Origin of the sequence: Sorangium sp. So ce295 (genome assembly GCF_051527405.1) — a bacterium.
In the GTDB taxonomy this organism is placed as follows: Bacteria; Myxococcota_A; Polyangia; order Polyangiales; family Polyangiaceae; genus Sorangium; species Sorangium cellulosum_B.
Window position 1 is genome coordinate 8,945,813 of record NZ_CP150324.1, and the last position, 13,660, is coordinate 8,959,472.

The following is a 13,660-nucleotide window of genomic DNA, read 5'->3' on the forward strand; positions in this document are numbered from 1 at the left end:
GCAACTTGGTAGAGATCCGGGCGTGGAACCGCGCAGCACCGAACAACCGCTGATCCTGCTCGTGGACGACGACGTGCAGAGCGCTCGCCTCCTCGAGCGCCTGCTCGAAGAGGACGGCTTCCGGGTGGAGCTGGCCACGAACGGCGCGCTCGCCATCGCGCGGCTGTCCCGCCGCCCGATCCCGGACATCCTGGTGACCGATTTCCGGATGCCCCACGCCGATGGAATCGCGGTCGCGCGCTACGCGAGATCGCTCCGGCCGGATCTCCCGCTGTTCTTCTTCACCGGGTACCCCGACCTCGTGGCGCGCCTCGGGCGAGGGCTGGAGCCCGCGGCGGTTGTGCACACGAAGCCGATCGACTACATCGCCCTGAGCGACGAGCTCCGCGCCACCGCGGACGCGGCGCTCGCCGACGCCTCGCGCGCCACGCGGCCGAGCTCCCCCTTCCCTCCCGCGGCCTGAGCAGGGGGCGCGCAGGCCCGGCGAACGGCTTGCGCCCGCGTGCAACGGCTGCGTCGCCCGCCGCCTGCCCCGGCGCGGCCCTCCCGCCGGCCCCCTGCCGCCGCCGAACGAGTGTCGCAGCGCCTCGCGGACACGGTATGTTCGGAAGGAACGATATGAACGCTGAGAAGAGGCAGAGCTCGAGGGTGCTCGTCGTGGACGACGAGGCGAGCGCGCGCTCGGGGCTGGAGAAGCTGCTGCGCCAGGAGGGTTATACCGTCGACGCGGCGGCGGACGGCGTCGAGGCGATCGAGGTCGCGGCGGAGCGGCCGCCGGACGTCGTCATCACGGATCTGAAGATGCCCAGGATGGATGGGGTGGCGCTGCTCGGGAAGCTGCGCGAGCAGGATCCGGCGCTGCCGGTGATCGTCGTCACCGCGTTCGGGGACGTGACCTCGGCGGTGCTGGCGATGCGGGCGGGGGCCGAGGATTACCTGACGAAGCCGGTCGACTTCGACGCGCTCCTCCTCACGCTGGAGCGCGCCCTCGAGCGGAGCGCGCTCCGGGTCGAGGCGGAGAACCTCCGCCGGCAGCTGCGAGAGCGCCAGGGCGAGGGCGTGGAGGGGCTCATCGGGACGAGCCCGGCGATGCAGAGGGTCTACCGGATGGCCCGGCAGGTGGCGGGCGCGCGGGCGACGGTGCTCATCACCGGCGAGAGCGGCACGGGCAAGGGCGAGCTCGCGCGCGCGATCCACGCGAAGGGCTCGCGCGCCAAGGGGCCCTTCGTGACGCTGCACTGCGCGGCGCTCGCGGAGTCCCTGCTCGAGAGCGAGCTGTTCGGCCACGAGCGCGGCGCGTTCACGGGCGCCGACAAGCGCCGCATCGGGCGGTTCGAGCAGGCGCACGGCGGGACGCTCTTCCTCGACGAGGTCGGCGAGATCGCCCCCTCGACGCAGGTGAAGCTGCTCCGCGTCCTCCAGGAGAGGACGTTCGAGCGCGTCGGCGGGAACGACTCCGTGACCGTCGACGTGCGGCTCATCGCGGCGACGAACCGCGATCTCGCGGCGGCGGTGCAGGAGGGCCACTTCCGGGAGGACCTCTACTACCGGCTCAACGTCGTCCACATCGACATGCCGCCGCTGCGCATCCGCGACACCGACGTGCTGCTCCTGGCGAATCACTTCCTGCGCCGGTTCGCGGCGGAGAACCACCGCAAGATCGAGGGGTTCACCGACGAGGCCCGGGCGAAGCTCATCGCGCACCGGTGGCCCGGGAACGTGCGGGAGCTCGAGAACGCGATCGAGCGGGCGGTCGTCCTGTGCGACGACGCGCGCATCGACGCGGAGCACCTCCCCATCGACGCCGCGCCGGTCGCCAAGGGGGCCCTGCGGATCCCGGGCGCCACCATGGCGGAGATAGAGCGCTATGCCATCCTGTCGACGCTCGAGGCGACGAACGGCTCGACGACGCGCGCGGCCGAGCTCCTGGACATCAGCATACGCACCATCCAGTACCGCCTGCACGAATACGGGCTGACGGCGAAGTCCAAGCGCCCGCCAGCGGCCCAGTAGAGCGGTTTTCGCCCCCCTCTGCACCATGCCGAGCAGCGCGGACGGCCACCCTCTGCACCATGCCGCGCAGCGCGGACGGCCACCCTCTGCACCATGCCGCGCAGCGCGGACGGCCACCCTCTGCACCATGCCGCGCAGCGCGGAGCGGACGGTCACCCGCACAGGAGACGGGCCCAGATCGGCGTTTTCGGCGCGCAAGCGCACTCCGGTGCGCTGAGCACCGAAAACGCCGAGGTGGGCCCGTATCCGAAGCGGGTGACCGTCCGCTCAGACCACGTCGTGCATCCAGCTGTGGCGATCGGGGGCGAGGCCGTGCTGGATGTCGAGCAGCGCCTCGCGGAAGCGCGCCGCCACGGGGCCCGTCTCGTTGTTGTGGATGGAGAAGGTCCCCTCGCGGGACTTCACGGCGCCGATGGGCGTGATGACCGCGGCCGTCCCGCACGCGAACGCCTCGGTCATGCGGCCCTCGCGCACCGCCGCGCGCCACTCGTCGAAGGTGACCCTGCGCTCCTCCGCGGCATAGCCGAAATCCCGGGCGAGCTGGATGATGCTGTCGCGGGTGATGCCCGGCAGGAGCGTGCCTGTCAGCTCGGGGGTCACGATCACGGGGCGCCCCCGCTCCTCGTAGACGAAGAAGATGTTCATTCCCCCCATCTCCTCGACGACGCTGCGCTGGACGGCATCGAGCCAGACCACCTGCGCACAGCCCTCGGCCGCGGCGTTCATCTGCGCGAGCAGGCTCGCGGCGTAGTTGCCCGCGAACTTGGCCGCGCCCGTGCCGCCCGGCGCCGCCCGGACGAAATCCTCCGAGATCCAGACCGTCACCGGCTTCACGCCCTGAGGGAAATACGCGGCCGCAGGCGACGCGATCACCAGGAAATCGTAGTCGCGCGACGCCCTCACCCCGAGCGCCACCTCGGTGGCGAACATCAACGGTCGGATATACAGGCTCTCACCCACGGGCGAGGGGACCCATGCGCGATCCTGGCGGATCAGGGCGTCGACCGCGCCGACGAACAGATCAACCGGCATCTCCGGCATCGCCAGCCGGCGGGCAGAGCTATTGAAGCGGCGCGCGTTCGCCTCCGGCCGGAACGTCTTGATGCGCCCGTCCGGCTGCCGATAGGCCTTGAAGCCCTCGAAGATCGCCTGACCGTAATGCAGCACCATCGCCGCAGGATCGAGCGTGATCGGCGCGTACGGCCGGATCTGCCCCCGGAGCCAGCCCCTGTCCGCCGCGTACGGGATCACGACCATGTGCTCCGTGAACACGCGCCCGAAGCCAGGGTTCTGCATGCGCTGCGCGCGCTCCGCGTCGCCGAGGGGATGCGGCGTGGCTAGGATCTCGAGATCAACCTTCGTGGCAGGCGCGCTTTCGGTGCTCATCGTGCTCGACTTCCGCGGCGGACAGCGGTCGACCCGGCTCGAGTGGGCCGACGCGCGTCATCGTCGCGCGGCATTTTTCGAAAGAATCCTGACGGGATGCAAGCACTTTCTCGCGAGAAAGCACCGCGGCGACGTGTACAAGCGAGCGCGCGAGCGAGCGGCGCGTCACGACCGCAAAAAGGGATTCCTGTCGCGCTCCTCGCCGATCGTCGTGGAGGGGCCGTGTCCGGTAACGACCCGGGTCGACGGATCGAGCGTGAGCAGCTTGCCCCGGATGGAGGAGACGATCGCCTGCGAGTCGCCACCCCACAGATCGGTCCGGCCGATGCTGCGCCGGAACAGGGTGTCCCCCGTGAACGCGACGGCGCCCGTCTCCGCGAGCACCAGGAACGAGACGCTGCCCGGCGTGTGCCCCGGCGTGTGGAGCACGTGCAGATCGAGCCCGCCCGCCTTCACGACCGCGCCGTCGTTCAGGTCGCCGTCGACCTCGCACCGCTCCGGCAGCGCAATGCCGAGCATCGCCGCCTGGACGGGGAGCATGTCGTAGAGGAAGCGGTCGGCCTCGTGAATGCGGGCCGCGGCGCCGGACCAGCGCTGGAGCGGCGCCGTGGCGCCCACGTGATCGATATGGGTGTGCGTGTGCACGATGGCCGCGACCTTCGCCCCGGCCTGCTCGACGCGCGCGCGGATCTTGTCGAAATCGCCCCCGGGGTCGATGACCACGGCGCCCTTGCTCACGGGGTCGACGAGGATCGAGCAGTTGCACCCCAGCGGACCCACGGAGAACGTCTCGAGCAGCACAGGGCGAGCTTGTAGCACGCGGAGCCCCGACCTCCACGCGCGACATCGTCGGCGAGGCGGCGCCGCGAGCTCCGATCGAGCACCGCCCGGAGCGCGCGGCGCTGCGGCGCCGCGGCGCTGAAGGACGCGCGGGACGTCGGCTCCTCGCGGACCTCGGGTGCTCGATCCCGCGCGCGCTGGCCGCCCGCGACCGCTACTTCGGGGCGCTCACGATGGTGCCGTTCGTTCCGAGCCCGTTGGTCCAGTAGACGCGCGTCGCGTCGAGGGCGATGCCGTAGGGCGAGGGCTCGCCGGCCGCCACGGCCCCGATGATGCCGTTCGGCAGCATCCTCATGACGTTCGGTGAGGTGGGGTCCGCCCAGTAAACGCCCGTCGCATCGGCAGCGATGCCCCTCGGGTTCCCCTGGCCGCTCGCGATCACCGTGGGCTCTCCGCCGGTCTTGGCCACCCGCATCACGTTGCCGGTCCTGCTGGTCGTCCAGTAGACGTGCGTCGCATCGACGGCGATCTCGCGCACCTGGCCTTGATCGGCCGCCAGCGTGGTGAACGGGCCTTCGCCCGTGGAGCCCTTGGGCGCGGACATCACCATGCCGCGCTCGTCGCGCACGGTCCAGTAGACGTGCGTCTCGTCGACCGCGAGGGCGTGGGTCGTCCCGCCCCCGTCCGAGATGACGGTGAACGGCCCGTTGCCGTCCGAGTCCTTCCGCGCGCGGACCACGGAGCCGCCCTCCTCGCGGTTGGTCCAGTAGACGAACTCCTCGTCGATCGCGATGCCGAACGGATCGGGCTGCCCTGCGGCGATCGCGACCGGCGCCTCCTGGCCGCCGACCCGCGCCCTCATCACCTGACCGTCGCTCTCGCCGGCCACGCCCTGGTTGGCCCAGAAGACGTGGGTGGCGTCGGCCTTGATATCGGCCGGCTGGACCTGCGCGGTGGCGATGTTGATCGCGACGGCTTCGCCCTGCGTCCATTGCCTGACCACGCCCTGCTCCCCGTTGGTCCAGAACACGACGCCGTTGGCGATGGCGAGGTACAGCGGATCCCGCTGGCCCGAGATGTGGATCGAGGTGCGGATGCACGTGCCGTCCCGGCAGGTGCCATCGCAGTCGACGGGGCAAGTGCCGCAATGGAGGGCGTCGTTCGTCACGTTGACCTCACAGCTGTTCTCGGCATCCGCGTCGCAATCGACGTAAACGTCCCCGCAGACCGGCGGCTCGTCGATGATGGGCCCCACGCCCCCGCTCCCGCCGCTCCCCGCGGTCGCTCCGCCCACGCCCGGCTCGCCCCCGGTGCCCTGGCCGCCCACGCCCGCCGCGCCTCCCGTGCCCGGCGCGCCGCCCTCGCCTCCTCCCGCGGAAGCCGTGGTCCCCGGACCGGACCCGCCGGTAACGAAGAGGTTCGACGCCTCAGGCGTGGAGCAAGCTGCCACGGCGAGTCCGGAAACGAGCCCGAGGAGAACGGTGCGACGCATTGTGCTGTGCATGGAAACCTCCACCCATACAGGCTACACGAGCCTGTCGAAGAAACGCATCTGTGAACTTGATGTGTTTTCAACCCTAGTTCGTCCGCGCACGACCGGGCACGCCTCGTGCGGATCCGGAGGCGGATGACGCCGATGCAGCGGGCGAGGGCGCTCGTGGCAGGACAGCAGGCTCGACCCCGGCGCGCGCGGGCGTGCGGGCGCGCTGGCTCGGCCGCCCCGCGCGGGCGCGCGCGGCTGGAGCTCCGGCAATGTCGCTGGATCTACCGACAAGTGGTCGCGCTCCGCCGGCGACGGGCGAGCGCCGCCCAGCGCGCAACGGGCTCTCGCCACGTCGGGGCCGCGGGCGCGACTCCGCACCTCGCGCGGCCGGCGCTCCCGTCGCGCGGCCGTGAGGCACAGGCGATGAGGGGTCTCCGCACGCCCCGGCCGGAGACACGATGAGGCAGCGCCATCAGCGCAGGAGACGGCGCAGCCCGGCGACTCACGATCACGGCGGAGCGGTGGAATCTCGAGAGAGCGCGCGCGGCGGCGGCGGTGGGCGCGATCTCCCGAAGGCCGCTCGGGAAGCCTGGCTCACGCGCGCTTCGTGAGCTCCAGCCTCGGCGCCGCCCGCCCGCTCCCTCACGAGCGCCTCGCCCCCGCGCCCAACCGGGAAGATGGCGCTGGGCGCGCAGGGGCGCTACCCTCCGGACGCCGCGTGTGTGAACGTACGATGTCATCCAGGGTGGATCCGCTGTTCCGCCGCGTGGCGCGCGGTCACGGGGGAGCGCGCGGCGCGGCTGTGCGAGCCCTGCGCTGCGGCCTCGTCGACGACGCCGCGCGCGGGGCTCGGCCTGGAGGCGCGGCAGCATGAGCGAGTCCGTGTTCATCGCGGGAGGCCAGGCGAGCTCCGCGGCGCGAGAGCGCGCGATGACGTTCGTCGGGCGCACGCTCGTCCACCGCTATCGCCTCGAGGAGCTCGTCGCGATGGGCGGCATCGCCGCCGTCTTCAGGGCAAAGAAGCTCGCGACCGGCGAGGACGTGGCCGTCAAGGTGCTCCACCCGGACGCCGAGGAGCTGCCGGAGCTCATCGAGCGCTTCGAGCGCGAGGCGCTCGCCGGTCGCCACATCTTCCACCCCAACGTCGCGGCGGTCTACGAGATCAACCAGCTCGACGACGGCGCGTGGTTCATGGTGATGGAGTTCATCCGCGGCATCACGCTGCGGAAGCTCATCGACCAGGGCCCCGTCCCGCCGCTGCGCGCGGCGAACATCGCGCGCCAGCTCGCGAGCGCGCTCAACGCGGCGCACGACTTCGGGATCGTGCACAGGGACGTGAAGCCGCTCAACGTCATGGTCCTCGACGGGCCGGAGGAGCGCGTCCTGCTCATCGACTTCGGCCTCGCCAAGGTGCCGATCGAGCAGTTCTCCATCACCGACGACGGCTCGCGCCGCTCGCTGACGAACGCCGGCGTGCTGCTCGGCACGGTGGCGTACATGGCGCCCGAGGCGGCGCTCGGCATGCGCTCCGTCGACCGGCGGGCCGACCTCTACGCGCTCGGCGTCATCCTCTACGAGATGCTCGCGGGCAAGCACCCCTTCACGGCGGTCGAGCCGTCGGCGCTGTTCGCGCAGCACCGGTCGGCCGTGCCGCCGCCGATCGCCGAGCGCTCCCCCGGCGTCGTCGTCCCGCCCGCGCTGGAGGCGGTCGTGATGCGCCTGCTCGCCAAGGACCCGGACGACCGCTTCCCCCACGCGCGCGCCGTGCTCGTGGCGCTCGACGCCGCCGTCCAGAAGATGAGCGCGCCCGACAGCGGCATCGCCATCGCCGCCCCGTCCAGCCTCCGGGCCGCGGCCAGCTTCATCGAGCGGCGGACGTCGCGGGCCGTGATCGCCGGCGCGGGCGTCGTGTTCTTCACGATCGGGAGCGTGATCGCCTGGCTGCTCGTGTCGCGCTGAGCGCGCGCGGCGCCATCGCGCGCCCGGCCTCGTCGCGCGCTCAGCGGCGCCCGGCCGGCTCGCAGGTCCCCACGGGGAGCCCCGCGAGCGCGCTGTGATCCGCGCACCGCTCGCCGCTCGGGCACGGCGCGGCGCGCTCGCCGCGCGGATCGCAGAGCGCTCTGCAGGTGTTCGAGGGGTCGCAGATGCTGCCGGGCGCGCACGCGAACGACGCGTCGCACGGCTGCCCGTCCGAGCCCGCGCCCGCGTTCCAGCACGACGTCGAGCCGTTGCCCCAGAACACGCAGGCAGCGCCGTTGTCGCAGTCCTGCGCGAAGAGATCGCAGCCGTCGCCGTCGATGCAGGCCCCCCTGAACGAGCCGCCATCGAGGAAACACGCGCTCCCCGGCGCGCAGTCCGAGGCGGCTCTGCAGGTCGCGGCGCAGACCTGGGCCGGGTTGCACGACTGCGCGGGCGCGCACTCCGACGCGGCGAGGCACGTCTCGCCGGGGCCGGAGCCCGTCCTGGGCTCCCGCGCGAGGCCCGTCTTGCGCGGCAACGCGAGCGCCTCGCGATCGAGGAGGACGCCCGACTTGTAGACGCGCGACACGCGCTCGAGCGCGCGGACGTCGGCGAGCGGATCGCCGTCGACCACGAGCACGTCCGCGAGCGCCCCTCGCTCGAGGCGCCCGAGATCGGGCCGCCCGAGCACGTCCGCGGCGCGGCGCGTGGCGGCGGCGAGCGCCTCGAGGGGCGACATCCCGGCCTCGACGAGGAGCGCGACCTCGCGGCGCAGGCTCAGCCCGTGAAAGACGCCCGGGTTGCCGGCGTCGGTGCCGGCGGCGATGGTGACCCCCGCCTGGTAGCAGGTGACGAGGTTCGCGATCGCATGGTCGCGCCGCCGCTTCACGAGCTCCAGGAAACGCGCTGTCCTGAGCTCCGCGAGCAACGAGGGGTCACGCAGGGCCGCGATCACGCCGGCCGGCACGTCATCGACGAGGGCGGGGTCGTCGAGCTCGGCCAGCGCCCCGTGGGCCGTGCGGTACAGGCCGTCCGCCACCGCGAGCGTGGGGACGACGACGGCCCCGGCGGCGGCCATCCTCCGCGCGAGGTCTGCTGAGATCGGGTCCTCGTCCGGGACGTGCGCGAAGAGCGTCACGCCGCCGTCGAGCGCGGCCTCGATGTCCGAGGCCGCCGTCGCGTGGGCGATCACCCGGACGCCCGCGGCCGCGGCGGCCTCCTGGATCGCCGCCACGGACGCGCGCGTCAGGCGCGGCAGCGGGAGCGATCCGCCCCCCTCGAGCACGATCTTGATGAAATCGGGGGCCCTCGGGAGGAGCGCCTCGAAGGCCTTGTCGACGTCGGCGGGCGAGTCGATGAAGACGCAGTAGTCGCCGGGCGGGCTGCCTTGATAGCAGGGGTGCCCTCCGGTCGGCGTGAGCAGGGGCCCGGCGGCGAAGAGCTGCGGCGCGAGGAGGTCGCCGGCGTCGATGCGCGATCGCTGCTCGAAGATGACGTGCTGGGATGAGCCGAGGTCGAGGTACGAGGTCACGCCCGCCCGGAGCATCGCCTTCGTGTGGTCCTCGAGGTGGAGGTCGCCGTCATAATAAGCATAGGGCCCGGCGACGCTCAGCGAGTGGACGTGGAGATCGATGAGCCCGGGGAGGACCGTCTTGCCGGCGACGTCCACCACCTCGCCGCCCCCGGCCTCGACGCGGGGCTCGGCGTCGCCGAAGACGACCTGCTTCACCCTGTCGCCCTCGATCACCACCGTTGCCCTGGCGGCGCGCGTGCCGTCGAACACCATGCCTCCCTTCAGCACGGTGCAGCCCGCACACCCCACCTCGGCCGCGCTGGGCGTCGAGGGGCTCTCCGCGACGCCGCAGCCCACGAGCCACGTTGACGCAGCGACGAACCACAAAGCGAGACGATCCATCGCAAGTCCGAGCGAAGTACGGCGCATGACACTCCGTTATCGATGGGCGCCAGGAGCACCCGAGAAGCGGCAGACCGCGTACCGGACACAGCGCACAAAAGCAATCGAATGAAGCGGCGCGCACGGCGCGGTGCACGCGCGCCCGCAGCGTGCCGCGTTATCCAGGATTGTTCGTATCGAGGCGGGCGGCTCGAGCGAGGCGCTCTGTCCCCGACGGCCCCTGGGCATCTCCGGCCCGAGCGGAGGACGGCTCCAGATCGCAGGCGAGCTTGACAGATGGGCCTATTTCGGAAGTCCAGCCGCCCGGGCACACGGAGGGAACGCAGGGAGTCACGCTCGATGTTGTTCCGGCCTTCTCTGCTGCTCCGGCGGCGATCCGGGTTACCCGGAAGAGCCACCGGTGTGGGGCGAGCATGAGAAAGGAGCCCGCGGACGCCCTCCTTTGGCGGCGGCGTCTCTCGCACTGTCCACGGATCGGGGCGCCCTGGAATGATAGGGAGTCCAACCGAGCTTCCGTCGCGCGGAGACGAACCACCGTATTGACGAAGACCCTTTGCGTGCCTCACCTACTTGTGGGAGGCTCTGCGATGAGTGATCCGAAGATCGAAAACAATTCTCCGAAAGATCTGGACGTTACTGTGAAGGAGCTGCGCAACGCCATCGACGATTTGTCGACCAGGCTGGACGACATGGCAACAGCGACTCCGGCCAACTACAACTGCGGCGGGTGCGGCGGGTGCGGCGGCTGTCGTTGCGGCGGGTGTCGTTGCGGCGGGTGCGGCGGCTGTCGTTGCGGCGGGTGCGGCGGCTGTCGTTGCGGCGGCTGTCGTTGCGGCGGGTGTCGTTGCGGCGGCTGTAGCTAGCCCTGAGGCCGGCGAGGCCGAGCGATAGAGCCCTGGAGGGAGACGAGGAGCGCGAGAGTTCGAAAAGGCACCTTCCCGTCTCCCCCGGCTCACCACGATCGCGCGACGGCGCGCGGTCTGAAAGACACCTTCCCGTCTCCCCCGGCTCACCACGATCGCGCGACGGCGCGCGGTCTGGTGAGATCTCGAGTCTCTTCTCTCCTTCGCTTGCCGGGGCACAGCTCCCCGAGCACCGGGATTGGACCTCTTTACCGAAGGTGCAGGACGGCCGCTCGCCGGAGCGCCGCCGCGCTGCGCTTTCCTGGAGATCTCGCGTGGCCACTCAACTGCCCAGCTCAGCGACCACCGCTCCCGCGCTCGAGGGGACCGCCCCGCCTGCGCTGGCCGAGGCGCGCGAGAAGCTCGCGCGATCACGCGTCCTCATCGTCGGGCTCGAACCGTGGGGCGTCATCGCGGCCACCGAGCTCGCGTGTCTGGGCGTCGGCGCGCTCCACGTCCTCGACGACAGGGAGGTCACGGCCGACGATCTCGGCCCCTTCGCCGAGGCGGATCTCGGAGAGGATCGAGCGCGTGCGCTCTCCACGGCGCTGTCGCGGCTCGCCCCCGGCTGCGCGATCACGCCCGGGACGCTGCTCGCCGCCGCGGAGCGCCCGATCGTCCAGGAGGATACCGGCTGGGACCTGATCCTCGCCTGCGTCTCCGGCGATGATCTCCTCGTCCTTCAGGGCGTCGCCCGCTTCGCTCACGCGGCGTCCGTCCTGTCGCTCAGCGCGCACCTCGAGGGGCTCGAGGCGGTGATCGGACCGGCCGTCGTGCCGGGCGAGACCGCGTGCTGGGACTGCTGCCGCCTGCGGAGGCTCGCTCTCAGCAATCAGCCAGAGGCGGATCACGCGCTCCACGCGTCGCTCCTCGCCGCGCGCCCGGAGCGCCGCGGGCGCACCTACCTCGCCCCGATGCCGGCGTTCCTGGGCCACGCCGTCGCGCTCGCGGCCGTCGATCTGCTGGTGAACCGAGGCGCGTCGCGGCTCGCGGGACGGTTCATGGTCCAGGGCCTCGTCGACCCGGAGGCGTCGCTCCACGCCGTCCTGCAGATGCCCTGGTGCGCGGTCTGCGGCGGCGCCGCCGAAGCTCTCCGCACCGGAAGCCCACGTCCGGGCTCGAGCGCACACTTGCGCGACGCACCCGACCCCGCGGCGCTCCGGCGGATGCTCGCCGGCGTCGTCGACGCGCGGGCGGGCATCGTCCACCGCCTCATGCTGGACGCGGCGAGCCCGGCGCTCGCCCCTGAGGCGTGCGTCACGGCCACGGCGCTCCTCGGCGAGTACACCGACGGCTCGCCGCACGCCCGCCGCTCGCGCGAGCCGCAGGCCGGCATCGGGAAGGGCGTCACGGCCGTCGAGGCCCTGATCGGAGCGACCGGCGAGGCGGTCGAGCGCTACTCTGCCGAGCTCGTCGACCGAAAGCAGCTCCTTCGCTCCTCGGTCGCCGGAATGAAGGGCGACTTCATCGCGCCGGAGCAGCTCTGTCTCTACAGCGAGGAGCAGTATGCAAAGCCCGGATTCCCCTACGCGCGGGTCGATCCGGCCGCGCCCATGGACTGGGCCCTCGGGCGCTGGATGGACACCGGCGCGCCCGTCTACGTTCCGGCGCTCCCGACCTACTACGGCTACTGCGCAGGACACCACGCCCACTTCTGCCAGGTGACCTCGAACGGGCTCGCCGCGGGCGCGACGCTCGAGGGCGCGTCGATGGGGGCCGCGCTCGAGCTCATCGAGCGCGACGCGTTCATGATCTCGTGGCTCGCTCGCCGGCCAGGGCGGCGGATCTTGCCCGACGACTCGCTCGACCCCGAGCTGCACGAGATAGCGAGGCAGCTCGAGGAGCGCGGCGCGAGGATCGAGCTGTACCTGCTCGACGCGGGCGTCTCGGTCCCCGTGGTGATGTGCGTCGGTTACGGCGACGGCAAGCGCTGGCCCGGCGCGGTGGTCTCGATCTCCGCCCACCTGAGCCCCCTCACCGCGATCCGGAAAGCCATCCTCGAGCAGGGCCAGATAGGCAATTACGCCTTCCGCCTGATGACGGGCGAACACGTCGCCATCCCCGAGCGGCCGGAGGACGTGCTCACGCTCGAGGATCACGCGGTCTACTACCTCCCCCCGAGCCGCGCCGCGGCCTTCGCCTTCCTCCGCCGGGGGAGCATGGTGACCGCCGCCGAGCTCGAGGAGCCCGAGGAGGTCTCGCTGTCCGAGCTCACCCGGCGTGTGCAGGCCGCGGGGCTGCGCATCGCGATCGTGGACGTGACGTCGCCCGACCTCGCGGTGACCCCGTTCCGTGTCGTCCGGGCGCTCGGGCCCGCTTTCCAGCAGATCCATTTCGGCCACCAGCTCGCTCAGCTCGGTAATCCGCGTCTCCGTTCGATGACCCCCCACGGCATCAACCCTGACCCTCACCCGATGGCCTGAGAGAGGACACCATGGCAAGGAGCAAAGAGGCGGACATTGCGCGGCTCTATCATCTCCAGTCCTCCCACGTGAGGTCGCGACCGCTGGAGCCGCCGTTCGACGGGGATCTCCAGCCGCTCAACTTCCGCACCTACGCCGGCTCGGCGCGCACGCCGCTGCCCGGGCGCGATTTCGCGATCGACGCCCCGCTCGGCGCGGTGATGGAGCAGCGGCGGTCGCAGCGCGAATTCGCCCTCAGGCCGATGTCCATCGAGGCGCTCGGGCGGCTCCTCCACGCGAGCTACGGCGTTCGTGGCACGCGAAACGTCGAAGGGGCGTGGACCTGCGATCGCCCGGCGCCCTCGGCCGGCGGCCGGTATCCGCTCGAGATCTATGTCGCGACGCAGGCCGTCGATGGGGTCCCGGACGGCCTGTACCACTACGACCCCCGCGCGCACGAGCTCGAGCTCCGCCGGGAAGGCCGCGCGCACGCCGCGCTCGTGGATCTCACGGCGGGTCAGGACATGATCCTGAACACCAATGTCGTGGTCATCATCACGGCGGTGCCGTTCCGCACGATGTGGAAATACGGCCAGCGCGGATATCGATTCCTGTGGCTGGACGCAGGGCACCTGGGTCAGAACCTCTATCTCGTCGCGACGGCCATGGGCCTCGGCCCGGTGGCGATCGGCGGTTTTTACGATGAGGAGCTCAAGGCCTTCCTGGCGCTCCCGGCGGAGGAAGACACCCTGTACATCGTCTGCGTCGGTCAGCCCGCGCCGGCCGGGTGCCGGAGCGGGCCTCAGCGTGCCTGAACCAG

Annotated in this window: 9 protein-coding genes; 5 read left to right on the forward strand and 4 right to left on the reverse strand. The window is 71.7% G+C overall.

Translation table 11 applies throughout. The annotated features are described in order from the left end of the window. Positions 1-22 precede the first annotated feature (22 nt). Together WMF11_RS33830 and WMF11_RS33835 are read left to right on the forward strand one after the other, a co-directional pair. A complete protein-coding gene (locus WMF11_RS33830; RefSeq protein WP_437973663.1) occupies positions 23-463 on the forward strand; it encodes a response regulator in 441 nt (146 codons plus the stop codon). A 155-nt stretch (positions 464-618) separates the two neighbouring features. Beyond that, positions 619-2,013 (forward strand): sigma-54-dependent transcriptional regulator, encoded by a 1,395-nt coding sequence (locus WMF11_RS33835; RefSeq protein WP_437903365.1) that lies wholly within the window; start codon positions 619-621, stop codon positions 2,011-2,013. A 267-nt stretch (positions 2,014-2,280) separates the two neighbouring features. Here WMF11_RS33835 and WMF11_RS33840 read toward each other — a convergent pair whose 3' ends face one another. The 3 genes from WMF11_RS33840 to WMF11_RS33850 all read right to left on the reverse strand — a co-directional run bounded on the left by WMF11_RS33840 (position 2,281) and on the right by WMF11_RS33850 (position 5,629). After that, the gene (locus tag WMF11_RS33840) at positions 2,281-3,399 is read right to left on the reverse strand and encodes a branched-chain amino acid aminotransferase (RefSeq protein WP_437903367.1); all 1,119 of its coding nucleotides are present in this window, start codon (positions 3,397-3,399) and stop codon (positions 2,281-2,283) included. A gap of 165 nt (positions 3,400-3,564) precedes the next feature. After that, positions 3,565-4,200, reverse strand: a complete 636-nt coding sequence (locus WMF11_RS33845) for an MBL fold metallo-hydrolase (protein WP_437973664.1) — start codon at positions 4,198-4,200, stop codon at positions 3,565-3,567. A 193-nt stretch (positions 4,201-4,393) separates the two neighbouring features. Continuing rightward, entirely contained in the window at positions 4,394-5,629 is a 1,236-nt protein-coding gene (locus WMF11_RS33850) for a hypothetical protein (RefSeq protein WP_437973665.1), read from the reverse strand. Between the two features lie 903 nt (positions 5,630-6,532). Here WMF11_RS33850 and WMF11_RS33855 point away from each other — a divergent pair. Next, on the forward strand, positions 6,533-7,621 hold the full coding sequence (locus tag WMF11_RS33855) for a serine/threonine-protein kinase (protein ID WP_437973666.1): 1,089 nt from the start codon (positions 6,533-6,535) through the stop codon (positions 7,619-7,621). A gap of 40 nt (positions 7,622-7,661) precedes the next feature. Here the strand turns inward: WMF11_RS33855 and WMF11_RS33860 are convergent, their stop codons facing one another. After that, positions 7,662-9,536: an amidohydrolase family protein gene (locus tag WMF11_RS33860; protein WP_437973667.1), complete on the reverse strand. Its 1,875-nt coding sequence runs from the start codon at positions 9,534-9,536 to the stop codon at positions 7,662-7,664. A 1,177-nt stretch (positions 9,537-10,713) separates the two neighbouring features. On the opposite strand from WMF11_RS33860, the gene WMF11_RS33865 reads away from it, so the two are divergent. Next, on the forward strand, positions 10,714-12,861 hold the full coding sequence (locus WMF11_RS33865; protein WP_437973668.1) for a TOMM precursor leader peptide-binding protein: 2,148 nt from the start codon (positions 10,714-10,716) through the stop codon (positions 12,859-12,861). Positions 12,862-12,872: 11 nt separating this feature from the next. Beyond that, positions 12,873-13,655: a SagB/ThcOx family dehydrogenase gene (locus WMF11_RS33870; protein WP_437973669.1), complete on the forward strand. Its 783-nt coding sequence runs from the start codon at positions 12,873-12,875 to the stop codon at positions 13,653-13,655. Positions 13,656-13,660 lie beyond the last annotated feature (5 nt).

Coding starts and splice junctions, on each gene's coding strand:
- WMF11_RS33835 (WP_437903365.1), top strand. CDS start 619: ATGAACGCTGAGAAGAGGCAGAGCTCGAGGGTGCTCGTCGTGGACGAC.
- WMF11_RS33855 (WP_437973666.1), top strand. CDS start 6,533: ATGAGCGAGTCCGTGTTCATCGCGGGAGGCCAGGCGAGCTCCGCGGCG.
- WMF11_RS33840 (WP_437903367.1), bottom strand. CDS start 3,399: ATGAGCACCGAAAGCGCGCCTGCCACGAAGGTTGATCTCGAGATCCTA.
- WMF11_RS33870 (WP_437973669.1), top strand. CDS start 12,873: ATGGCAAGGAGCAAAGAGGCGGACATTGCGCGGCTCTATCATCTCCAG.
- WMF11_RS33860 (WP_437973667.1), bottom strand. CDS start 9,536: ATGGATCGTCTCGCTTTGTGGTTCGTCGCTGCGTCAACGTGGCTCGTG.